This window comes from Sphingomonas sp. AAP5 (assembly GCF_004354345.1).
In the GTDB taxonomy this organism is placed as follows: domain Bacteria; phylum Pseudomonadota; class Alphaproteobacteria; order Sphingomonadales; family Sphingomonadaceae; genus Sphingomonas; species Sphingomonas glacialis.
Genome location: NZ_CP037913.1, coordinates 2465166 through 2486800, shown reverse-complemented (window position 1 = coordinate 2486800; position 21635 = coordinate 2465166). Strand labels below are relative to the sequence as shown.

Here is a 21635-nt window from a genome sequence, read left to right as displayed (position 1 = left end):
GATCAGCCGCTTGGCCGCGCCGGACCTATCCAGCCCTTGCGTGACACGCGCGCTATCGGTCACACACTGCGTGTCCGGGTGCAGGGGGTTGTAGCCGGATCGAAAGTGGGGCGGGCGCTGGCATTATCCGGCAAACGCAATTTGATCGCCGGGGTCCAATGAACCGAATTTCGATCGAGTCTGGTGTGCGACTTGCGTCGCGTCTGAAGGCGTATTTCAAGACCCGCGATTTCATCTTCCATGACGGACGTGATCTCAAGCGTTTCAGCCTGGGCGGTCGTGCGCAGGCGATGATGGCGGGTGTCGCTGGCGTGACGCTGTGCTTCTCGGCTTACGGCGTGGCGCAGGCCGCGGTCGGCGCCGCAGCGATGAGCGGTATCGTCGATGCGCCGCTCTCGCCCGAAGCCAAGGTCGCGCAGCTGCGCATTCGCGTCAGCAAGATGCAGGCCGACGTCGCGACGATCAAAGCCGCGGCACAGGCGCACGCCGCGCGGATCGACCAGCGCCAGGCGCTGCTCGTCGCGGTCGTGTCGGGCAAGGGCGATGTCGCTGCACTGACCAAGCCGACCCCTAGCGTTGACCCCAAGGCCGATGCGCTCGCCGCCGATGTCGTCGCGCCGCTCAAGAAGATCGAACTGCAGCAAGTCGCGGTTGCCGTCCAGGCGCGCCACGTCGTCGACCAGCGCTTTGCAAGGGCCGTTGCGCATGTCCGCAGCCTCGGGCTCAACCCGGCGCGGATCGTCGCCAAGCAGCCCGCAATGGGTGGCCCGTACGAAGCCGCCGACAGCGCCGCGACCGAAGCCGATCTGCGCGCCGACACGCAGTTCCGCTCGCTGTTCATGACGTGGAAGAAGCTCGATACGCTCCAGCAGGGCGTGATCGCGATCCCCTCGGCGCAGCCCGTCGCGCATCTCAATTACACCAGCAATTACGGGATCCGCTCGGATCCCTTCCGCGGCACCGCCGCGATGCATGCCGGCGTCGATATCCCTGGCCCGGTCGGCACGCCGATCTACGCTACCGCCGACGGCATGGTCGATCGCGCCGAGCGCGCCGGCGGCTATGGCAACATGGTCGAGCTCGATCATGGCAAGGGGATCCAGACGCGCTACGGCCATCTCTCGAAGATCCTGGTCGAGCCGGGCACGCGCGTGCATCGCGGCCAGCTGATCGCGCTGATGGGTTCGACCGGGCGTTCGACCGGCCCGCATCTCCATTATGAAGTGCGGATCGACGGTCGCGCGGTGAACCCCGTGCCGTTCCTGCAGACCGCCGACTATCTCGTCGCGGCGCAGGACAAGTCGATCTCGACGATCCCGGTCTCGGTCGGCGGGCCTGCCGCGGCGGACTGATCTGCGCGCTGGTTGCCGTTGGCGCTGCAAAGGCTTATCTTGGCGGCATGGCCACACTCGCTCCCGAAATCGCGCTCACGCCCTCTGCCGCCGCTCGCGTCGCGATGATCGCGGGCAAGCAGGGCAAGCCGCCGATCCTCCGGCTGTCGGTCGATGGCGGGGGATGCTCGGGCTTCCAGTACAAGTTCGGCTTTGCCGATTCGGTCGATGCCGATGATGCCGTCGCCGAGCAGGACGGCGTGCGTCTGGTGGTCGATTCGATCAGCCTCGATCTCGTCCGCGGCGCGGCCGTCGATTATGTCGAGGAACTCGGCGGCGCCGCGTTCAAGGTGACCAACCCGCAGGCGGCGTCGGGTTGCGGTTGCGGTTCCAGCTTCTCGGTGTAACGTCCGGCCCCAACCAAGGGGCAGCGCCACGTGAAGATCGTTACATTCAACATCAACGGCATCAAGGCGCGCCTGCCGCGCCTGCTGGAATATCTCGCCGAGCAGCAGCCCGACGTCGTGTGCCTGCAGGAACTCAAGACCAGCGACGAGACCTTCCCGGAGGCCGACATCCGCGCGGCGGGCTACGGCGTGTTGTGGCACGGCCAGAAGAGCTGGAACGGCGTTGCGATCCTCGCGAAGGGGCAGGATCCGGTCGAGCGCCAGCGCGGCCTCGAGGGCGAGCCCGAGGACGAGCACAGCCGCTATCTCGAGGCCGAGATCGACGGGCTGGTGGTCGCCTCGATCTACCTCCCCAACGGCAACCCGCAGCCGGGACCCAAGTTCGACTACAAGCTGCGCTGGATCGATCGCCTCGCCGCGCGGGCGCGCGTTTTGCTTGCCGACGAGCTGCCCGTCGTGCTCGCGGGCGATTATAATGTCATTCCCAATGACGACGACACCTATTCGGTCCGCGCGATGCAGGACGATGCGCTGATGCAGCCAGAGAGCCGCGCCGGCTTCCGCACGCTGGTTGCGCAAGGCTGGACCGATGCGCTGCGCACGCGTCACCCGGGTGGCGGGGTGTGGACCTTCTGGGACTATCAGGCAGGCGCATGGCAACGTGATGCCGGCTTCCGCATCGATCATCTCCTGCTCAGCCCGATGGCAGCCGATCGGCTGCTCGATGCCGGCGTCGACAAGGCGTATCGCGCGCGCGAGAAGGCAAGCGACCACGCGCCGACTTGGGTGACGCTGCGCTGAGGTTTGCCACCGACAATCGGTATTATCCGCCGGAGGTTGGTCTGCAAGGCCATTCATCTGAATGAAAGAATCGAAAAATAGCCAGGTAAATCAGGCTATTAAGTGTTTGGCATGACTAATGCACTGCTTCAGTCGCGAGCCGTTCAGCGGAACTCGCGAACTTTGCGGAGGACAGACCATGACCATCTTTTTGCTTCTCGCCACCAGCGCCCTGAGCATCGCAACCGCCCCCTTCGCCGGCGAGGCCCGCCCGGCGGCGACGCCATCGTCGCAGTCGATCGAGGCTGGCACGCGCGCACCGACGGCGCAACGCGTGACGCGCTATTGCGTCGTCAACCAGGTCACCGGTTCGCGAATTCCACGCCGGACCTGCAAGACGCGCGCCGACTGGCTTGCCGACGAAGGTGTCGATCCGCTCGCCAAGGCCGACTGACCGATCGGATGGTGCCGCGACCCGCGCGGCACCATCGACCGCCTGCGCTACAGCGTCTTTTCGAAGATCCAGTAGCGCTTGTTGATCGTGCACTGGATCGCATCGGCGATCGAGCGCATCCCCTGATTGTCCTCGAGGATCCAGCCGATTTCGCCGCGCGTCGCGCCGTAATGCTCTACCGAGGCATCCTTGATGTACTGGATCAGCATGAAGGCGAGCTGGCTGGCGAGCCGCGAGGATTGGAGCTCCTTGAGCACCCCCATCAACGGCACGCGGACCGTGCGCACCTTCGGCTTGCGCAGCCACAGCAGGATCTTGGCCCAGCCGAAGGGGAGCAGATTGCCCTTGAGCGGCTTGATCACTTCGTTGAGATCGGGAAGGTCGATCATGAACGCGACCGGGCGTCCGTCGAGTTCGGCGATGCGGATGAGATCGTTGAACACGATCGGCTTCAGCTTGACGCCGACATCCTTGATCTCGGGCGGGGTGAGGGGCACGAACCCCCAATTGTCGGCCCACGCATCGTTGAGGATCGCGAGGATGATCGCGGCTTCTTCCTCGAACTTGGTCTTGTCGACGTTGCGGATGCGGATTCGCGGGTTCTTTTCGCCCGACGCGATGATCCGCTGGAGCAGCGGCGGGAAGTCCTTGGTGATGTCGAGGTCGTAGGTCAGCAACTCCTTGACCTTGTGATACCCCGCCGCCTCGATCCAGCCGCGATATTCGGGCTTGGCATGGCCCATCATGATCGTCGGGGGGTGATCGTAGCCCTCGACCAGCAGTCCCGGCTCTTCCCAGATCGACATGCTGATCGGCCCGAGCGCGCGCGTCATGCCCTGGTCGCGCAGCCAGCCCTCGGCCGCCGCGATCAGCGCCGCCGCGATCGTCGCGTCCTCGGCGTCGAACAGCCCCCATTGCCCACACCCGGGGCCGAAGCCCTTGGACGGATCCATCGTCAGCGCGAGCGTATCGATATGCGCCGAAATCCTCCCGACGACCTTGCCGCCGCGCTCGGCGAGGAAGAGCTGTGCGATCGCATGGCTGAACCAGCCGTTCTTCTCGGGCGTGATCAGCCCGAGCGCTTCGCCTTTCAGCGGTGGAACCCAATTGGGGTCGTTCGCGTAGAGCCGAAACGGCAGGTCGACGAAGCGCTTGCGATCGGCCTTGCTGTCGATCGGCCGGATGGTTAGCGGGGCAGGGGCCATGAGCGGTTCACCTCGAGAAGATCGGTCAACGCCCTTCCGGGTCTGCCCACTCACTGTCAAGCAATCGCGCAGCTCCCCCCTGTTTTGCCACCGTCTAGCCACTATCTTCTTGCAATGGCACACTCCATGAACGCTTCGATTTCCCTGGACCAGCGCGCGGCCGCGCCAACGATTGCTCCGCGCGTCGCGCTGTCGAGCATTGCCGATGATCGCGCGATGTTGCGCACGGTCGCGGAATTGACGCGCGATCTCAACGCGCCACGCCCGCTTATCTATTGGACCGACTTCTTGCTTTCGGCGGGAGTCGGTTACGCTGGCTTGGCGATCGCGATGACGACTCCGTCGCTTGGCCTCGGGCTGGTTGCGGCGTTGGTCGCGATTCTCGGCCTGTATCGCGCGGGCAGCTTCATCCACGAAATCACGCATATGCGGCACGCATCGGTGCCCGGCTTCCGGCTTGGCTGGAACCTGATCGCCGGCGTGCCGCTGTTGGTGCCGAGCTTCATGTATGAGGGCGTCCACAACCTTCACCACGCCCGCACGCGCTACGGCACGGTCGAGGATCCCGAATATCTGCCGCTCGCTTTGATGAAGCCGTGGACGTTGCCGGTGTTCATCCTGACCGCGCTGCTCGCGCCGATCGCGTTGCTGGTCCGCTTCGGCGTGCTGAGCCCATTGTCGCTCGTCGTGCCGGGTCTGCGCCGCACGCTGATCGAGCGCTATTCGTCGCTGTCGATCAACCCGTCGTTCCGCCGGCGCATGCCCGAGGGCGACGTCGCGCGGCAGATGCTGCTGCTCGAGATTGCGTGCAGCGTGTGGGCGATCACGCTGATCGTGCTGATCGCGACGGGCGTGCTCCCGCTGCGTCAGGCGGCGATCTTCGGGGCGATCCTGTCGGTTACCTACGTTCTCAACCAGGTCCGCACGCTCGTCGCGCATTTGTGGGAGAATGAGGGAGAGACGATGACCGTCACGGCGCAATATCTCGACACGGTCAATGTGCCGCCGCCGGCGTTGCTGCCCGTGCTGTGGGCGCCGGTCGGTCTGCGCTATCACGCGCTGCATCATCTCATCCCGGGCGTGCCGTATCACGGCCTGGCCGAGGCGCACCGGCGCTTGTCGGCTGCGCTCGCACCCGAATCGCCGTATCACAAGGCGAGCTATAAGGGGCTGCCGGGGCTGGTCTCACGGCTGGTGCGCAGCACGATGGGACGCCGCGGCTAGGTTCGCCCCTCCGGCTCGCGCGTTCCCCGGCGAGGGCTGGGGCCCAGTAGCATGCCGGTCCACTGCTCACGAGCGAGCCCACCACGCCCGGACCCGGACCTTTGCCGGGGACCTGCTATTCCCTAGGATGCAATGGTGTCGCGCGCCTGTTCCGGTGGGGCAGGCGGTAGGCGTTTATTCCTCGGTGCGGATCAGGACCGCTTCGCCGATCATCAGGAACAGCAGGAACGGCGCCCACGCGGCGAGGAACGGCGGGTACGCGCCGAGATTGCCCATCGCCAGCGCGAAATTATCGGCGACGAAGTAGAAGAAGCCGAGCATCATTCCGATCACCGCGCGGACGAACAGCTTGCCCGAGCGCGCCAGCCCGAACGCCGCGACCGCACCGAGCAGCGGCATCAGCATCGATGACAACGGCCCCGACAGTTTGTGCCACATCGCGCCCTCGAGCGCCTTGGTCGGGCGTCCTCCGGCCTTCAGATCAGCGATCGCGGAGTGGAGCCCGCCGAACGACAGCCCGTTGGCGTCGATCGTCGCAAGCGTGAACTGGTCGGGCCGAACGTCGCGACCGATGACGAGCGACGGGAGTCGCGTCAGCTTGCCGCTTGCCACGTCGAAGCGAGTCGCCGGGCCGACCTTCCAGCCACCCGACACGCGCACGCCGATCTTGGCCGAGACGACCGCGACGAGGCTGCCGCCCTCGCGGTCGAACAGCGTGATCCCGCCGAGTTTGGCGGCATCGCCATGCCCGCGGACCTGTTCGACCTGGATCAGATCGTCGCCGTCGCGCACCCAGACATTGGCGCGGTCGCCGCGGTCGATCGGCATCGGGCCGTAATCGACCTTCTGCCACTGATTGAGCGTCGCGGTCGCGCGGCTGACGATGCGGTCGTTGAAGCTGAACGAGATGATCGCGACGCCGAGGCTCGCGACGAGCAACGGCGCGAGGATCTGGTGGGCCGACAGTCCCGATGCTTTCAGCGCGATGACTTCGCTGTTCTGGTTGAGCGTCGACAGCGTGATGATCGTGCCGAGCAGCACCGAGAAGGGCAGGAAGGTCGCGATGATCTCGGGAATGCGCAGCGTGAGATAGCGCGTGATCTCAGCCTGGCCGTTGCCGGCATAGGCCAGGATGTGGCCGCTCTCGCTCAGCAAGTCGAGCGCCTGGAGCACGAGCACGAACATCGCGAGCACCGCAAAGGTGCGGATCAGGAACATCTTGCCCATGTAGAGCGAGACGGTGCGCGACGGGAACAGTTCGAGCGAGATCATGCCTTGGCGCCCTTATCGCGACGACCGGGGAGCAGCTTGCGGACAGATTTCGCGAGCTTCGAGAAGACGCGTTCGAGCGCACCGATCGGTTGCCCGCCGGGGACATAGGCGATCGTGTAGAACATCCACAGCGTCAGCCCGGCAAACACCGTGAACGGGATCCAGATCGCCAGTACCGGATCGATCTTGCCGAGCCCGCCGACTGCCTGCGCATATTCGTTCACCTTGTGATAGGCGACGATCATGATGATCGCGAGGAACACGCCGAGCGCCGAGGTCGAGCGCTTGGGCGGGATGCCGAGCGCGAGTGCGAGCAGCGGGAGGAGCAGGATCGACAGCACTTCGGCGGTGCGGAAGTGGAAGGCAGCGCGGCTGGTGTCGCGCAGTTCCTTGTCGGCCTTGCGGTCGCTGCCGATGCGCGCGAGCTCGGGCAGCGTGCGTTCGAGATTCTCGCCGCCGCGGACACGGAAATTCTCGGTCTTGGGCAGCGGGATCGGCAGGTCGTTGCTGCTGAAGCGCAGCACGCGCGGCGTCGCGACCTTGGCTTCGGTGCGCACCAGCGTGCCGTTGGTCAGCCGGAAGATGATCTCGTCGGGATTGTCGGTCGCGAAGAACTGGCCGGTCTCGGCGGTCACCGCGATCGAGCCGCCCTTATTGTCGTCCTTGCGCAGGAAGATGCCCGACAGGCGGCGGCCATTGTCGTGGCTCTCTTCGATCCTGAGCGTCATGTCGTTGCCGAAATGCGTGAACTCACCGACCTTGATCGACGCGCCGAGCGCGCCGGTGCGCAGCTCGAAGCGCAGCTTCTCGTAATTGTAACGCGCATCGGGCTGGACGAAGCCGACGATCGCGAAATTGAGGGCACAGAGCGCGATCGCGTACATATAGGGCACGCGCAGCATCCGCGGGTAGCTCATGCCGACCGCGCGCATCACGTCGAGCTCGGACGAGGTGGCGAGCTTGCGGAAGGCGAGCAGCGTGCCGAGCAGCAGCCCGACCGGGATGCCGAGCCCGAAATATTCGGGAAGCAGATTGGCTAGCATCCGCCACACTACGCTGACCGGGCCACCCTCGGTCGCGACGAAATCGAACAGCCGCAACATGCGGTCGAGCACGAGCAGCATCGCGAAGATGACGAGCGTCGCAAAGAGCGGCACCGCGATCAATCGCACCAGATAGCGGTCGATGGACTTCATGAGCTGGGGCGAAGGGCTTCTGGCCGGAGGGAGGGGAACACCCGCATCGCGCGGCTATATCGAGCCGCAGACGCCGCGTCAGCTACCAAATCACGCGGCGGCAAGGCGGTCTAGAATCGTTGCAGCACGCGCGGCGATCGCGGCGGCGACCGCGCGTTCGAGCGCGACCAGCGTGAAAGGCTTGCGCAGCACGTGATGCCCGCCGAATTCGGCCTCGCCGCCCGCTTCGCCGGCATAGCCCGTGACGAACAGGACAGCGAGCTCGGGGTTTGCCGGCAGCAACGCCGCCACCATTTCGGGGCCGGTCTGCCCCGGCATCAAAACATCGGACACAAGCAAGTCGACGTGCGCGGCCTGTGCCAGCATCCCCGGCGCGGCAAGCGGATCGTCGCACGCGATCGGGCGATGGCCGAGTTCCTCGAGCGCGCCCATCGTCGCGGCGAGCACGCGCGGATCGTCCTCGACCACCAGAATGTCGAGGGCTAGATGTTCGATCACCGTATCGGGCGCGGTCTCGACCCGCGGCGCGACCGCCGATCCTTCGCGGTAGCGCGGCAGGTACATCGTCACGATGCTCCCCTGGTCGACGACCGATTCGATCCCTACTTGGCCGTCGGCCTGGCGGACGAAGGCGAACACCTGGCTGAGGCCGAGCCCGGTGCCTTTGCCCGCCGGCTTGGTGGTGAAGAACGGCTCGAACACGCGCTCGAGCAGATCGGCGCTCATGCCGCAGCCGCTGTCGGCGACGCTCAGCGCGACATAGTCGCCGGCATGGCACGTCCCGACCGCACCTTCGGCAAGCGTGACCCCGGCGGCGGTGATCGTCAACTTGCCGCGTCCGTTCATCGCATCGCGCGCGTTGACCGCGAGGTTGAGCACGGCGTTTTCGAGCTGGTGGCGATCCGAGCGTACCAGCCAGGCGGCGTCCTGCGCGGCATCGACCGCGACCGATACGCCGTCACCGAGCGTACGGTCGAGCAAGTCCGACATGCCAAGGACCAATGCGACGGGCTCGATCGGTTCGGTGCGCAGCGCCTCTTCGCGCGAGAAAGCGAGCAATTGGCGCGTGAGCGCGGCGGCGCGATTGGCCCCTTCGGTGGCGTTGTCGATATGCCGGTGCGCGGCGCTCGATTCGGCCCCGAGCTGGCGCTTGGCGAGCTCCAGCCCCCCCAGCACGACCGCCAGCATATTGTTGAAATCATGCGCGATGCCGCCGGTAAGCTGGCCGACGGCTTCCATCTTCTGGACTTGGCGCAGCTTGCTTTCCTGCGCGAGCAATACCGCCGAGGCGCGCTCGACCGCGGCCTCGAGCTCGATCGCGCGGTCGCGTTCGGCATCGGCCTCGGCGCGTGCGACCGCGCTTTGGCCGAGCGCGGTGACGGTCAGCCAGCCGAGCGCCACCGCGCCGACGAGCAGCAGGATGCCGAGCACCGACAGCGTGCTGGCAAGGCCGCTCGAGCGGGCGACCGAGCGCATCGCATCCCCTGTGCGGTCGGCGAGCAGCGCGCGCTCCTGAGCGCCGATCTTGTCGAGCAGGTCGTCGATCTGGCTCAGCGAGGCCGACTGGCGCGCCTTGTAATAGAGCGGGATCGCCTGGCCGTTGCGCTTGTAGAAAGTATTGAGCGCGATCGTCGACAGCTCGGCGCCGCGCGCGTCGAAAGCGCGACGCAACGGGATGATCAGCGCTTGCTGCTCGGCATTGTCGCGCGTGATCCGGTCGAGCCGCGCGAGTTGCTGGCCGGCCAATTGCCAGTCGGCCGAATAGGTCTGGCCGAGATTGGTGTCTGCACTGATGACGTAGCGCCCGAGCGACGCCTCGGCGCGCGCAATCGTTCCCGACAGGTTCGCCGAAAGGATCATCACCTCGTAGCTGTGCGTCTGCAGTTTCAGCGCACGGTCGCGCTGGCGATTGGCCTCGCCGAGCGTCAGGATCAGCGCGACGAGCACGAACACGCCCAGCGCCGCCACCACGACCAGCGTGATGGTGCGCCAGATCGACCGCGACGTATCCTCGTCGCTCGCTTCGCCCACTGTCCCGCTCATCGGATCAGTCTAACCTATGGCAAAACTGGTGAATAGGCCCGAGCGGCGGTCTGGTCGGGGGTTCAGCCGATCACGCCCAGGCTTCGGCCCGCAGCCTCGAACATCTTGAGCACGGTCGCGATCTGCGCGGGCGTATGCTCGGCGCAGAGCGAGCAGCGCAGCAGGAAGGTGCCTGCCGGAGTCGCGGGCGGGCGCGCCATGTTGACGTAGAGCCCGCCGTCGAGCAGCGCCTGCCACATCGCGACGGCGCGTTCCTGGTCATCGAGGATGATCGCAATGATCGCACTGTCGGAGGTTTCGGTGCCAAGCTTGAAGCCGAGCGCTTTCAGCCCGGCATGCAGCGAGCGGGCATTCTCCCACAGCTGCGCGCGCTTCTTGTGCGCATGCTTCAATTTGCGGATCGAGGTGGCCGCGGTCGCGACGACCGAAGGCGGGAGCGACGCGGTGAAGATATAGGGGCGGCACGCAAGGCGGATCGCCTCGAACTTGGGGTGGTTCGACACGCAGAAGCCGCCGACGGTGCCGACCGATTTGGAGAAGGTGCCGATGATGAAATCGACATCGCCCTCGCAGCCGAGCTCTTCGTACACGCCGCGCCCGTTGGGGCCGTAAAAGCCCATCGAATGCGCTTCGTCGCTCAGCACCATCGCATTGTGCTTCTTGGCGACCGCGACCATTTCCTTGAGCGGGGCGATGTCGCCGAGCATCGAATAGACGCCCTCGAGGATGACGAGCTTGCCGGCGTCCTTGGGCAAGCGCCCGAGGCGCTTGTCGAGATCGTTGACGTCGTTGTGGCGGAAGCGGACGATCTCGGCATTGCCCTGCTTGCAGCCGTCATAGATCGAGGCGTGGCTATCGGCGTCGAGGATGACGTATTCGCCCTTGCCGACGAGCGTCGAGATCATCCCGAGATTGGCCATATAGCCGGTCGAGAAGACGATCGCGCCCGACACGTCGTAGAAATCGCGCAGCGCGTCCTCGACTTCGATATGGTCGCGGAAGGTGCCGTTGAGCATCCGGCTGCCGTTGGTGCCCGATCCGTACTGGTCGAGCGCGTCCTTGCCTGCCTGGATCACGTCGGCGTCGAAGGTCATGCCCATGTAATTGTAGGTGCCGAGCAGGATCGTGTCGCGCCCGGCGATCACCGCCTCGGTCGGCGACTTGACCTGCTCCATCACGATCGCGAAAGGATCGGTGACGCCAGTGTCGATCAGCGCCTGGCGTTCGGCGATCAGCGCGTCGAATTTCGACATCAGGTCGCGTTCCGGCGCGACCTCGACGGGATCGACGGGCAGCTTCTCTGCGACAAGGCCGGCATCGGTCATCGAATCACCCCTTCAACTTGGCAACGGCGTCGACCAGCTGGCCGACGGTCTCGATCTCGGCCTGCATGTTCATCGTGATGATGATGTCGAATTCGTCCTCGATCGCGGCGACGAAATCCATCACTGTCAGGCTGTCCCATTCGAGATCGCCCTGGAAGGTCGTCGCATCGCTCAGCGTGACGCCCTTTTTGTTGAAGGGTTCGATCTGTGCGGTGACGGTATCGTAAATGGCCTGGCGGTCGCTCATGGTCGGTCCTTGATAACTCTCATCGTCGTTGCCGCACAAATGCGGCAGTTTTGCAGCAAGCCTATAGCAAGCCGTTGGCGCGATACCACGCCACCGTCTCGGCAAACCCCGCAGCCGTAGCCACCTTGGGATGCCATAGGGCGGGGTCGGGGCGTTTGGCGGGGTCGGCGACCCAGTCGGGATGCGAAAGATAGCCGACGCGGTCGGCGGTGAGCTTGGCACCCGTGCCGCGAAACGCGCCATCGAGTTTCGCGCCGAGCGTCAGGATCGCCTTGGGGAGCGCGATCGGCAGCACGCGGTGTTGTCCGGCCGCGATGCCCATCGCGCGGACCATTTCGGCATGGCTCCACCCATTGGGGCGGCCGTCGTCGGGTTCGAGGATCAGCCGCGGCGTTGCGTTCGTGGCGAGGACGATCAGCAGATCGGCGATGTCATCGGCGGCGATGATCGACGCACGCCCGCCCGGCGGGAGCAAGGCGATGCCGCGCGACGCCATGCGGAACAGGTCGCGCATCTCCATGTCGCCGGGCCCATAGATCGCGGGGGGACGCACCACGACCCAGTCGAGCCCCGACGCGGCGAGGACGCGTTCGGATTCGGCTTTCGACCAGCCGTAATTCGACAGCAACGGCTCGCGTCCGGCGATCGAGGAGACGTGGACGAAGCGCTGCACGCCAGCGCGAGTCGCGGCGTCGATCATCGCCTGCGTGCCCGCGATATTGCCCGCGGCAAAGCCGGCTCGGTCGGGTGCGTTGACCACGCCCGCGATGTGGACGACCGCGTCCGCGCCCATCACGAGGCGATCGAGCGCGTCGTATGTGTCGAGCGCGCCTTCGATCCAGGTGACGCCTGCGCGCGGCGGTTGCGGGCGGCGGGTGAGGGCGCGGACGTCGTGTCCCGCGGCGAGCGCAAGCGTGATCGCATGCGATCCGACGAAGCCGGTGCCGCCGGTGAGGGCGAGGACGCTCATGAATTGAATTCCTTCAGCAGGACGGAGCGCGTCACAGCAACGCCATATGGTTGCGATGGATCAACGCGGCGCGCGGCGCGTAGCCGAGGATCGCGGCATGATCGCTGCTGCGCTTGCCGGTGATCGCGATTGCGTCGGCCATGTCATACTCGCTCAACCCCCGCGCGAGCGTGCGCCCGTCGGGGCCGACCACCGCGACCAGATCGCCGCGTGCGAAGCCGCCCGAAACCGCTGTCGCGCCTGCCGCGAGCAAGCTCTTGCCGCCGAGCAGCGCGGCCGCGGCGCCGGCATCGATCGTGATGTCGCCCTTGGCGGTCAGCCCGCCCGCGAGCCAGGCTTTGCGCGCCGGCGCGGTTTTCTCGGCGACGAACACCGTGCCGCGCCCGCTCGTGTCGTATGCGGCGAGCGGATGGTCAACATGCCCTGACACGATCGCGAGATGCGCTCCCGCTGCGGTCGCGATTCGCGCCGCTGCGATCTTCGAGACCATCCCGCCAGAGCCCATGCCCGAGCCCGACCCGCCATCGGCCATCGCCTCGATTCGTGCGTCGATTCGCTCGACGCGCGGGATCAGCGTCGCGTGCGGATTGGTGTTGGGGTTGGCATCGTACAGTCCGTCGATGTCCGACAGCAGGATCACGCCGTGCGCGCCCGCGGCTTGTGCGACGCGTGCGGCGAGACGGTCGTTGTCGCCGAAGCGAATCTCGGCGGTGGCGACGCTGTCATTCTCGTTGATCACCGGCACGACGCCGAGCGACAGCAATCGCCCGAGCGTCGCCGAGGCGTTGAGATAGCGCCGGCGATCCTCGAGATCGTCGATCGTCACGAGCATCTGCGCCGCGGTCAGCCCCTCGGCGCCGAGCAGTTCGGCCCAGACTTGCGAAAGGGCAATCTGCCCGGTCGCGGCGGCGGCCTGCGCGTCCTCCAGGCTCGCGCGGCCGCCCTTGGGGAGCTTCAGGCGCCGCGCACCAAGCGCAATCGCGCCCGAGGAGACCACTGCGATCTCCTGACCAGCGCGCGCGCGCGCGGCGATATCGGCGACGAGGCTCGCGAGCCAGCCGCGCCGCACCGTGCCATCGGGCGCGACGAGCAGCGACGAGCCGACCTTGACGATCAGGCGCGGGCAAGCGGCGGGGGCGAAGACGGACATTGCGACGAGCGTTAGCGCGCAGCGCGGCGTGCGCCAACCGCGTTCAGTCGCGCGCGAAGATCTCGTCGTGCGCGATCGTGAGACTGAGTGCGGGGAGGGGGAGATCGAGCGGAAGGCTATGCGTGGTGTCGTTCCACCCGTTGGGACCGGTACGTTGGATCACGCGCAAGCGCTCGATCGCGATGTCGACAAAGACAATCGTATCCACACTCGGCAGCGCCCGATATTCGGCGAGCTTGATCCCCAGGTCCGTTCGGGCCGTGCCGTCAGATAGAATTTCAAAGAGGATTCGTGGGTCGGGTGCGGACGTGTCGGCGTCATGCTCAGCGCTTTCGCGCCCGCAAAACACACTGACATCGGGATAGCGGATCGACATGTCGCGCGTTCTGGTCGCCATGTCGGGTCCATAGGCGGCGCAGCCCGTCCCGCGAAGACGTGGGGCGAGCGCTACGATGAGATTGCTCTGCACACGAGCGTGGCGTTGGGTCCCGCCCGCCATCATCCGAATCACGCCATTGTCGAGTTCCGCCTTGAGATCGCCGAAGTCGATTTCAAGGAATTGCTCGGCGGTCAGCAGCGGATAGACAGGACGCGTAGCCATGCCCTGCTCATATCATACCCGCGACCGGTCTCAAACCGGCGACCATTCCCCCGGCGAATCATCATCGCGCGCCGGTGCGCCCTCGGGCGGACCGATTTCCTCGATCAGCCGCTCGACCACCGCCTCGATCCCCGTGCCGCCTGCGCCCGACATCGGAAGGACATCGGCCTTGCTCGCGCGCTTCAACTTGGTGACGAGCTTCTTGACCTCGGCGGGATCCAAGGCGTCGATCTTGTTGAGCCCGATGACTTGCGGCTTATCCACAAGCCCCGCGCCGTACGCGTCGAGTTCTCCACGGACGATCCGGTAGTTACCCACAGGATCGTCCTCGGTCGCATCGACCAGATGCAGCAGTACCTTGCAGCGCTCGATATGCCCGAGGAAGCGATCGCCGATCCCCGCGCCATCGGCGGCGCCTTCGATCAGGCCGGGAATGTCGGCGATCACGAATTCGCGATTGTGGCGGCTCACGACGCCCAATTGCGGGCGCACGGTGGTGAAGGGGTAGGCGCCGACCTTGGCCTGCGCATTGGTCACCGCATTGATGAAGGTCGATTTGCCGGCATTGGGCAGCCCGACGAGACCTGCATCGGCGAGCAGCTTCAGCCGCAGCCAGATCCACATTTCCTCGTACGGCCAGCCGGTGCCGTGCTGGCGCGGCGCGCGGTTGGTCGAGGTCTTGTAGGTCGCGTTGCCGCGCCCGCCGTCACCGCCGCGCAGGAAGACGACGCGCTCGCCCGGCACGGTGAAATCGGCGAGGACTTCCTCCTTGTCCTCGGACAGCACTTGCGTGCCGACCGGAACGCGGATGAGCAGATCATCGCCGCCAGCGCCGGTGCGGTTCGAGCCCGACCCGCCATGCCCGCGCGGGGCGCGGAAATGCTGCGTGTAGCGGAAGTCGATCAGCGTGTTGAGACCGGGCACGGCCTCGAAAATGATGTCGCCGCCCTTGCCGCCATTGCCGCCGTCGGGGCCGCCATATTCCATAAACTTTTCGCGGCGGAAGCTGACGGCGCCCTGGCCACCCGCGCCCGACCGGACGAAGATCTTTGCTTGGTCTAGAAAATGCATCGGCGGCCCTTAGCCGAAGATACGATTTTTAGCCAGTCGCTGCGGGAAGCGCCACGCGCGCCGATATCAGCTGTTCGAGCGCGAGCTCGCGCGCTTTGCCGAGCGGCAGGCCGAGCGCCTTCGCCATCGGCCCGCCGAGCAGCGAATCACCCAGCGCCATCAGCACCAGTTGCAGCGTTTCCTCATGGATCGGCTTGCCGCCGACCATGTCGGGATCGGCGGCGAGATCGTCGACCAGCCGGTGGATCGCCTCGAGGATCGGGTCGAGCGCATCCTCGTTGCCGGTCAGGATCATCCAGCTCGCCATCGCCCCCGCGCCCTGCGCAAAGGCGTCGAAGGTCATGTCGACGACGACGCGCGGATCCTGCTCGCCCGCGCGCGCGCGCTTGGCCGCCGCGCCGATCTGCGCGGTGATCGTATCGGCGAGATGCGTGATCAACGCCTTCTGCAGATCCGCCGCCGAACCGAAATGGTGCAGCAGATTGGCATGCGTCCGCCCGATTCGCGCAGCGACGGCCTTGAGCGTGACGGCCTGCGGACCTTGTTCGACGAGCAGGGCGCGGGCGGCCTCGATCGCGGCCTCGCGCGATTCTTCGGGGCTGAGACGTTTGCGGACTATTGACACTGTTGTAAGTAACGCTTAATTCGAGGCCTGTTGTCTTGCTGTTTGGAGGTTTTCGTGGCGAAAGCAACCAGTCCCGCCGATCTCACCATCACCCCGCGCGACCTGCGCTTCGGCCGCGGCGTCCAGATGCGGCGCTGGTGGCTCAACAACGATCCGTTCGCGACCGCGTTCTACAACGCGCTGTCGGTGACGTTTCCGAAGGGCGAGGGGTTCTTCGTCGACAGCGTCCGCAATTTCCGCGAGGGCACGCCGCCGCGGCTCCACGCCGAGATCCAGGCCTTCATCAAGCAGGAAGTGATCCACACGCGCGAGCATGTCGCGTTCAATCGCCATGTCACCGACCAGGGATATGGCACCAAGCTCCTCGAACAGCATATCGACGAAGCGCTCGCGCTGACCAAGGGGCGTCCGCCGATCGCGAGCCTCGCCGCGACGATGGCGCTCGAACATTTTACCGCCATGCTGGCGCACGAATTGATTGCCGATCCGCGCCACCTGGCAGGCGGTGACGAGCAGGCGGCGGCGCTGTGGCGCTGGCACGCCGCCGAGGAGATCGAGCATAAGGGTGTCGCCTACGACACCTGGCTCCATGCGACGCGCGACTGGAGTCGCTGGATGCGCTGGAAGATCAAGGCGCTGGTGATGATCGGCACGACGCAGAAGTTCTTCGCTGGACGCTATAAGGGGATGCTCGAGCTGCTGCGGCAGGACGGGATCACGGGTGTACGCGCGCATTGCGGGATCGTGTGGTACGCGCTCGGCAAGCCGGGGATGGCGCGAAAGATCCTCGGCGCGTGGGTCGCCTTCTTCCTACCGGGCTTCCACCCATGGAACCACGATGACCGCAAGCTGATCGCACTCGCAGAAAGCGATTATGCCGATGCGGTTCTGCCGCGCGTGGCGGTCGCGGCCTGACCCCACGCCCCGTCGTGCCAAGATCGATCCGGCGTCATGCGAGACCGCGGTGTCGCGCTCACCGTTGACACCGCGCACCTCGCATGAACATCGGCACGAGGCCGGGGTGACGCAGCCTCACGCCGCCAGGCTGAAGACTGCGCCGTGCGTCTCTTCGGCCAGATCGAGCTCGAGCGTCGCGCATGGTGCCTCGGCGCCGCGCGCGATGCTGTGGAGCATCGCCTCTCCAGTCGGCCGGAAGCCGAGCTTGGCCAGCACTTTGCCCGATGCGGGATTGTCGATGAAGTGGTTGGCGCGCAGCCGGTCGAGACCGATCGCATACCGGGCGATCCCGAGCATCGCCTTGCCCGCCTCGGTCGCATAGCCACGCCCGCGCGCGCTCGGCGTCAGCCAATAGCCGAGCTCGTGCGCGCCGCAGGGGTCGCGCTGGAGGATCGATATCGCACCGACCAGTTCGGGATAGGCGTGCTCGTGGCTGAAGATCAGGCAATTGACCTCGTCCGCACCCGGCGCGCGCGTGAGCCACGCCTCGGCATCGGCCTTGGTGTAGGGCCAGGGTAGCCGCGACAGCATGCAGGCCACGTCGAAATGCGCGATCGCCTGCGTCAGCGCAGCCGCGTCCTCCGGCCAGCCGGGCCGCAGCGTCAGTCTCGGGGTCCGAGCAAACATCGATACTCTCCTCGTCGCCGCCCTTTGCCCGTCTTGCATGACGAACGAAGGACAATGGGTGGGGAGGGAGCATGAAAAAAGGGAGCCGGGGCGACCCGTCTCCCTTGTTCGGTCCGCTTGCGCGGTCCCGGGTCGCCCTGGTGGGCAACCCGTCCGGTTACCCGATGTTATTCAGCGGCAATCGCTGCCGGCATCTCTACCGAGCAGAATTTGCGACCGAGCTTGCCCTGGTGGAAAGTCACGCGACCTTCGGTCAGCGCAAACAGGGTGTGATCCTTGCCGATGCCGACATTGACGCCCGGGTAGAACTTGGTGCCGCGCTGACGCACGAGAATGTTGCCCGGAATGACGGCTTCGCCACCGAACTTCTTGACGCCAAGGCGACGGCCTGCCGAATCGCGACCGTTGCGCGAAGAGCCGCCTGCTTTCTTATGTGCCATCTGGGATTACTCCTTACGCCTGAGCGGCCGACGCTTCGGGCGCCGCTGCTTCGGTGGACTTCTTGTCGGCTGCCTTATGGTCGCCGATCGCGGTGATGCGCAGGATCGTGTGACGCTGACGATGGCCGTTCTTGCGACGATAGTTGTGGCGACGACGCTTCTTGAAGACGATGACCTTGTCGGCCTTCGCCTGCGCGATGATCTCTGCGGTGACCGTCAGGCCCTCGAGCGATGCCATCTCCGAGCCTTCGCCCGCGAGCAGAATGTCACCGAGCGTAATCGACGCCCCAGCTTCGCCGTCGAGCTTCTCGACGACGATCTTGTCTCCGGCGGCAACGCGATACTGCTTGCCGCCTGTGCGCACGATTGCGAACATGGCCCTCATCACCTTCAAAAATACCTGTGCTCCACGCAACGGCAAGCCGAGCGCGGGAAAGAAGCGCCAGCTATGCGAGAGCGAGCTCGCTGTCAACCGCCGAGGTGCGGGCGATGCGCTGCAAAAGCGTTGCTCAAACGCAATAGTAGGGCCGAAATCGCCCTATTTTGGATGAGTGGATGCCCGATCGTGAAGTTTATGTTGCATCGCTAAACGACCTGTGGCGCAATCCGATTCGGAACAGACGAGGCGAAGACGAATCCGGCGCAGCACGAGTGCCGGAGAGTCTCCAGCAGAGCATGGTTTCCACAGTGCAGGCTGCGGCGCAGAAGTCTCTGTGTTCGCTGAAGAAGCGCATGTCTGAAGTCGAATAGTATTTCTGTAAATGCCGGGTTGAGCGGCAGGGGGGACTGTGCGCGTCCGATCCGGGCGGTGCACGATACGGTGTAGGTTCAGGTGAAATCTATCAAAACAGGGGGAATAGCCGTGATGTCCAGACAGTCCGTTTCGTTGCTGGCACTTGCTGCCGGTCTGAGCGCATCACCTGCGTTCGCGGCACCCGCCACGGCGCCCGAGGCGCCGGCACAGGCGCTGACCACCGCAGCGGGAGCCGCCGTTGCGCAGGAAGCGCCGAGCGACATCGTCGTCATCGGCACGCGCCGGACCGATCGATCGGTCACCGATTCGGCATCGCCGATCGATGTGATCAGCTCAGCCGAGCTGGCTCAGCAGCCGGCGGTGAACATGCTCGACGCCGTCCGCAATCTCGTTCCGTCCTTCTTCGTCCCGCAGAACACCATCTCTGACGCATCGACCTTCGTGCGCGCGCCGTCGCTGCGCGGCCTGGGGGCGGACCAGATCCTGGTCATGATCAACGGCAAGCGGTACAATCGCTCGGCGCTCGTCAACGTCTATACCGGTGCCGACACGGCGCTGTCGTTCGGGTCGCAAGGCTCCGACATCGGCAACATCCCCGCGATCGCGATCGGCAATCTGCAAGTGCTGCGCGACGGCGCGACCGCGCAATATGGCGCCGACGCGTTGGCGGGGGTGCTCAACTATTCGATTCGCAAGGACGTCGGCTTCGAGGCGCAGGCGCTTTACGGACAGACCTATCGCGGCGACGGCGAAAGCAAGATCTTTTCGGGATACGGTGGGCTGAAGCTCGGCGAACGTGGCTTCGTCAGCCTTGCGGGCGAATATTACGACCAGGGCCAGACCAGCCGCGGCGTGACGCGCGCCAGCGCGATCACCATCCAGGCGAACAACCCCGCGCTCACCGTGCCGAACCCGGCGCAGATCTGGGGAACCTCGCCGGGCCATGGCTACAAGCTGTTCGCCAATGCGGCGCTCGACGTGGGCGCGCAGAGCCAAATCTATTTCACCGGAAACCTGGCGCATAGCGAGACCAACCAGAGCTTCAACTATCGCCCGTCGCAGACGAATGGCGGGTTCGTTCGCAACGATGGCACGGCCAACTCAACGGTGACATTGACCCGCAACGGATCGTTCAACCCGATCTTCACGACGGCCTGCCCTGCAGGGAATGCGACCTGCCCGACGGGTGGCTTTGTCAATTCGGCGTCGACGCAATTCCCGCTGAACAACGGCGCGACCTACAGTTTCGCGAGCCTCTATCCGGGTGGCTTTACGCCGCGCTTCATCGGTAAGGTCGATCAAATCTATGGGACGCTGGGCTTCAAGGGCAAGACCGGCAGCGGCTTCACCTACGACCTGTCGGGGACGTTGAGCCGCAACTCGCTCGACCTGTCGATGAACAACTCGCTGTCGGCATCCTACGGCCCGCAGAGCCAGACGAGCTTTCAGTTCGGCAAGCTGATCCAAAGCGAAATCACGCTGAACGCCGATTTCACCTATCCGCTCGAAGTCGGCTTCGACAGCCCGATCGTGCTTTCGGCCGGTTCGGAGTATCGCCGCGAGCGGTATGAAAAGACGACCGGTGACCTGCAATCCTATGGTGCAGGGCCCTTTGCGTCGCAGCCACTCTATGACCTGGTCGCGCCGGGCGTGTACCAGCGCACCATCGTGCGCGATGCAGCCGGCGTGCCGGTCCTGCTCAACGGCGCCGTCCAGCCTGTCACCGCGACCCAGTCGCCGGCCGCCAGCGGCTATGGCGGCACCAGCCCGAACTTTGCGGGCGTGTCGACCCAGAAAAGCTATGCGTTCTACGTCGGTGCCGAAACCGACATCACCAAGGCGCTGACGGTCGGCTTTGCGGGCCGATACGAGAACTACAACACCTTCGGCGGCGTCTTGGTGGGTAAGGCGAACGCGCTGTTCCGCGTAACCGACGCGGTGTCGCTGCGCGCAACGGTCGGCAACGGCTTCCACGCGCCTTCGCCGGGCCAGAACAACACGCAGGTCGTGACGACGAACTTCCTCGGCGGCAATCAGGTGCAGACCGGGACCTATCCAACGTCGAGCGCGATCGCGCAATTCTACGGCGCGGGGCTGCTCAAGCCCGAACGGTCGACCAATTATGGGGCGGGTATCGTCCTGAAGCCGACCAGCGCGCTCTCGCTGACGGTCGACGGCTACATCATCCAGATCAAAAACCGCATCGGCATCTCGCAGAACTTCACGGTGACCCCGGCGAACATCACGGCGCTGCCGGCGCTGGCGTCGGTCGGTCTCGGCGGTGTGGTGAACTATTTCACCAACGGCTTCGATGTCTCGTCAAAGGGGATCGAGGCGGTGGCGAACTATCGCACCAAGCTGCTGGGCGGGCCGATCAACTTCACGCTGGCCTATAGCTACAACAATTTGAAGGCGAAGAACATTAAGCTGACGACCACCGGCCAGCCGCTGGTCAGCTTGCAGCAGCAATATAACATCGCCAACCTCGCGCCGCGCCACCGCATTACCGCCTCGGCCGGGTGGCAGGTCGACGACTTCTCGATCAACGCGCGCGCCAACTATTTCGGCGAGTGGTCGAACGCGCTCGAGTACAACCTCGTCGCACCGGCCGCCGGCGCAACAACGGCACCGCCGTCGCAGATCTTCGGGGGGAAGGCGTTGTTCGACCTCCACGTCAGCTACACCTTTGCCGAGCACTTCACGTTGACGTTGGGCGCGAACAACCTGTTCAACACCTTCCCCGACAAGATCAAGGCATCGCCGGTCAACCCGATCTATGCGCTTTCGGGCGGGCTGAACGACGGCCAGGTCTATCCACGCTCGGGCGGACCGTTCGGCATGAACGGCGGGTTCTACTACGCCCGCCTGCGCGTCAAATACTGAGGGTAGCATGATCCGGGGGTAGCGATGCTCCCGGGCCTGGGTTGCGACACGACCAACGAAAAGGGGCGGCGGA

General features: G+C 65.4%; 21 protein-coding genes. 7 read left to right on the top strand and 14 right to left on the bottom strand.

Going from position 1 to position 21635, the window contains the following annotated elements; translation table 11 throughout:
* Positions 1-158: 158 nt before the first annotated feature.
* The 4 genes from E2E30_RS11600 (at position 159) to E2E30_RS11585 (ending at position 2972) form a co-directional block, all read left to right on the top strand.
* On the top strand, positions 159-1352 hold the full coding sequence (locus tag E2E30_RS11600) for a M23 family metallopeptidase (RefSeq protein WP_133189960.1): 1194 nt from the start codon (positions 159-161) through the stop codon (positions 1350-1352).
* Between the two features lie 47 nt (positions 1353-1399).
* A complete protein-coding gene (gene erpA / locus E2E30_RS11595) occupies positions 1400-1738 on the top strand; it encodes an iron-sulfur cluster insertion protein ErpA (RefSeq protein WP_133189958.1) in 339 nt (112 codons plus the stop codon).
* Between the two features lie 30 nt (positions 1739-1768).
* Positions 1769-2539: an exodeoxyribonuclease III gene (gene xth / locus E2E30_RS11590; protein WP_133189956.1), complete on the top strand. Its 771-nt coding sequence runs from the start codon at positions 1769-1771 to the stop codon at positions 2537-2539.
* A 178-nt stretch (positions 2540-2717) separates the two neighbouring features.
* Positions 2718-2972 (top strand): hypothetical protein, encoded by a 255-nt coding sequence (locus tag E2E30_RS11585; protein WP_133189954.1) that lies wholly within the window; start codon positions 2718-2720, stop codon positions 2970-2972.
* Between the two features lie 47 nt (positions 2973-3019).
* Here E2E30_RS11585 and E2E30_RS11580 read toward each other — a convergent pair whose 3' ends face one another.
* Positions 3020-4177, bottom strand: a complete 1158-nt coding sequence (locus E2E30_RS11580) for an N-acetyltransferase (protein ID WP_133189952.1) — start codon at positions 4175-4177, stop codon at positions 3020-3022.
* A gap of 126 nt (positions 4178-4303) precedes the next feature.
* Here E2E30_RS11580 and E2E30_RS11575 point away from each other — a divergent pair, with 126 nt between their 5' ends.
* A complete protein-coding gene (locus E2E30_RS11575; protein WP_133189950.1) occupies positions 4304-5401 on the top strand; it encodes a fatty acid desaturase family protein in 1098 nt (365 codons plus the stop codon).
* A gap of 174 nt (positions 5402-5575) precedes the next feature.
* Here the strand turns inward: E2E30_RS11575 and lptG are convergent, their stop codons facing one another.
* The 10 genes from lptG to E2E30_RS11525 form a co-directional block, all read right to left on the bottom strand.
* The gene (gene lptG, locus E2E30_RS11570) at positions 5576-6673 is read right to left on the bottom strand and encodes an LPS export ABC transporter permease LptG (RefSeq protein ID WP_206365565.1); all 1098 of its coding nucleotides are present in this window, start codon (positions 6671-6673) and stop codon (positions 5576-5578) included.
* Positions 6670-7869: an LPS export ABC transporter permease LptF gene (gene lptF / locus E2E30_RS11565; RefSeq protein ID WP_189675456.1), complete on the bottom strand. Its 1200-nt coding sequence runs from the start codon at positions 7867-7869 to the stop codon at positions 6670-6672. The genes lptG and lptF overlap by 4 nt, the downstream gene beginning before the upstream one ends.
* A 90-nt stretch (positions 7870-7959) precedes the next feature.
* A complete protein-coding gene (locus E2E30_RS11560; RefSeq protein WP_133189948.1) occupies positions 7960-9912 on the bottom strand; it encodes an ATP-binding protein in 1953 nt (650 codons plus the stop codon).
* 62 nt (positions 9913-9974) lie between these two features.
* On the bottom strand, positions 9975-11237 hold the full coding sequence (spt, locus tag E2E30_RS11555; RefSeq protein ID WP_133189946.1) for a serine palmitoyltransferase: 1263 nt from the start codon (positions 11235-11237) through the stop codon (positions 9975-9977).
* Between the two features lie 4 nt (positions 11238-11241).
* Positions 11242-11484: an acyl carrier protein gene (locus E2E30_RS11550; protein ID WP_010185174.1), complete on the bottom strand. Its 243-nt coding sequence runs from the start codon at positions 11482-11484 to the stop codon at positions 11242-11244.
* Between the two features lie 61 nt (positions 11485-11545).
* Positions 11546-12454, bottom strand: coding sequence for an NAD-dependent epimerase/dehydratase family protein (locus tag E2E30_RS11545; RefSeq protein ID WP_133189944.1), 909 nt, complete (start codon positions 12452-12454; stop codon positions 11546-11548).
* A 31-nt stretch (positions 12455-12485) separates the two neighbouring features.
* Positions 12486-13604, bottom strand: a complete 1119-nt coding sequence (gene proB, locus E2E30_RS11540) for a glutamate 5-kinase (protein ID WP_133189942.1) — start codon at positions 13602-13604, stop codon at positions 12486-12488.
* 43 nt (positions 13605-13647) lie between these two features.
* Positions 13648-14205 carry a Uma2 family endonuclease gene (locus E2E30_RS11535; RefSeq protein ID WP_133189940.1) on the bottom strand — a complete coding sequence of 186 codons (558 nt, stop codon included), beginning with the start codon at positions 14203-14205 and terminating at the stop codon, positions 13648-13650.
* A gap of 30 nt (positions 14206-14235) precedes the next feature.
* Positions 14236-15276 carry a GTPase ObgE gene (obgE, locus tag E2E30_RS11530; protein ID WP_133189938.1) on the bottom strand — a complete coding sequence of 347 codons (1041 nt, stop codon included), beginning with the start codon at positions 15274-15276 and terminating at the stop codon, positions 14236-14238.
* A gap of 28 nt (positions 15277-15304) precedes the next feature.
* Positions 15305-15901: a TetR/AcrR family transcriptional regulator gene (locus E2E30_RS11525; protein WP_133189927.1), complete on the bottom strand. Its 597-nt coding sequence runs from the start codon at positions 15899-15901 to the stop codon at positions 15305-15307.
* Positions 15902-15955: 54 nt separating this feature from the next.
* Between E2E30_RS11525 and E2E30_RS11520 the strand changes: the two genes are divergently transcribed.
* Positions 15956-16816 carry a metal-dependent hydrolase gene (locus tag E2E30_RS11520; protein WP_206365564.1) on the top strand — a complete coding sequence of 287 codons (861 nt, stop codon included), beginning with the start codon at positions 15956-15958 and terminating at the stop codon, positions 16814-16816.
* A 117-nt stretch (positions 16817-16933) separates the two neighbouring features.
* Here E2E30_RS11520 and E2E30_RS11515 read toward each other — a convergent pair whose 3' ends face one another.
* From E2E30_RS11515 to rplU, 3 genes are all read right to left on the bottom strand, one after another.
* Positions 16934-17485: a GNAT family N-acetyltransferase gene (locus tag E2E30_RS11515; RefSeq protein WP_206365563.1), complete on the bottom strand. Its 552-nt coding sequence runs from the start codon at positions 17483-17485 to the stop codon at positions 16934-16936.
* Positions 17486-17652: 167 nt separating this feature from the next.
* A complete protein-coding gene (gene rpmA, locus E2E30_RS11510) occupies positions 17653-17925 on the bottom strand; it encodes a 50S ribosomal protein L27 (RefSeq protein WP_133189925.1) in 273 nt (90 codons plus the stop codon).
* A 13-nt stretch (positions 17926-17938) separates the two neighbouring features.
* Positions 17939-18301 carry a 50S ribosomal protein L21 gene (gene rplU / locus E2E30_RS11505; protein WP_133189923.1) on the bottom strand — a complete coding sequence of 121 codons (363 nt, stop codon included), beginning with the start codon at positions 18299-18301 and terminating at the stop codon, positions 17939-17941.
* A gap of 489 nt (positions 18302-18790) precedes the next feature.
* On the opposite strand from rplU, the gene E2E30_RS11500 reads away from it, so the two are divergent.
* Entirely contained in the window at positions 18791-21562 is a 2772-nt protein-coding gene (locus E2E30_RS11500) for a TonB-dependent receptor plug domain-containing protein (protein ID WP_240698916.1), read from the top strand.
* Positions 21563-21635: the final 73 nt, after the last annotated feature.

Excerpts from the sequence above, each read along its gene's own strand:
- E2E30_RS11600 (WP_133189960.1), top strand. The coding sequence starts at position 159 with ATGAACCGAATTTCGATCGAGTCTGGTGTGCGACTTGCGTCGCGTCTG.
- erpA (WP_133189958.1), top strand. The coding sequence starts at position 1,400 with ATGGCCACACTCGCTCCCGAAATCGCGCTCACGCCCTCTGCCGCCGCT.
- E2E30_RS11585 (WP_133189954.1), top strand. The coding sequence starts at position 2,718 with ATGACCATCTTTTTGCTTCTCGCCACCAGCGCCCTGAGCATCGCAACC.
- E2E30_RS11580 (WP_133189952.1), bottom strand. The coding sequence starts at position 4,177 with ATGGCCCCTGCCCCGCTAACCATCCGGCCGATCGACAGCAAGGCCGAT.
- E2E30_RS11575 (WP_133189950.1), top strand. The coding sequence starts at position 4,304 with ATGAACGCTTCGATTTCCCTGGACCAGCGCGCGGCCGCGCCAACGATT.
- lptG (WP_206365565.1), bottom strand. The coding sequence starts at position 6,673 with ATGATCTCGCTCGAACTGTTCCCGTCGCGCACCGTCTCGCTCTACATG.
- lptF (WP_189675456.1), bottom strand. The coding sequence starts at position 7,869 with ATGAAGTCCATCGACCGCTATCTGGTGCGATTGATCGCGGTGCCGCTC.
- E2E30_RS11560 (WP_133189948.1), bottom strand. The coding sequence starts at position 9,912 with ATGAGCGGGACAGTGGGCGAAGCGAGCGACGAGGATACGTCGCGGTCG.
- spt (WP_133189946.1), bottom strand. The coding sequence starts at position 11,237 with ATGACCGATGCCGGCCTTGTCGCAGAGAAGCTGCCCGTCGATCCCGTC.
- E2E30_RS11550 (WP_010185174.1), bottom strand. The coding sequence starts at position 11,484 with ATGAGCGACCGCCAGGCCATTTACGATACCGTCACCGCACAGATCGAA.
- E2E30_RS11545 (WP_133189944.1), bottom strand. The coding sequence starts at position 12,454 with ATGAGCGTCCTCGCCCTCACCGGCGGCACCGGCTTCGTCGGATCGCAT.
- proB (WP_133189942.1), bottom strand. The coding sequence starts at position 13,604 with ATGTCCGTCTTCGCCCCCGCCGCTTGCCCGCGCCTGATCGTCAAGGTC.
- E2E30_RS11535 (WP_133189940.1), bottom strand. The coding sequence starts at position 14,205 with ATGGCTACGCGTCCTGTCTATCCGCTGCTGACCGCCGAGCAATTCCTT.
- obgE (WP_133189938.1), bottom strand. The coding sequence starts at position 15,276 with ATGCATTTTCTAGACCAAGCAAAGATCTTCGTCCGGTCGGGCGCGGGT.
- E2E30_RS11515 (WP_206365563.1), bottom strand. The coding sequence starts at position 17,485 with ATGTTTGCTCGGACCCCGAGACTGACGCTGCGGCCCGGCTGGCCGGAG.
- rpmA (WP_133189925.1), bottom strand. The coding sequence starts at position 17,925 with ATGGCACATAAGAAAGCAGGCGGCTCTTCGCGCAACGGTCGCGATTCG.
- rplU (WP_133189923.1), bottom strand. The coding sequence starts at position 18,301 with ATGTTCGCAATCGTGCGCACAGGCGGCAAGCAGTATCGCGTTGCCGCC.
- E2E30_RS11500 (WP_240698916.1), top strand. The coding sequence starts at position 18,791 with ATGTCCAGACAGTCCGTTTCGTTGCTGGCACTTGCTGCCGGTCTGAGC.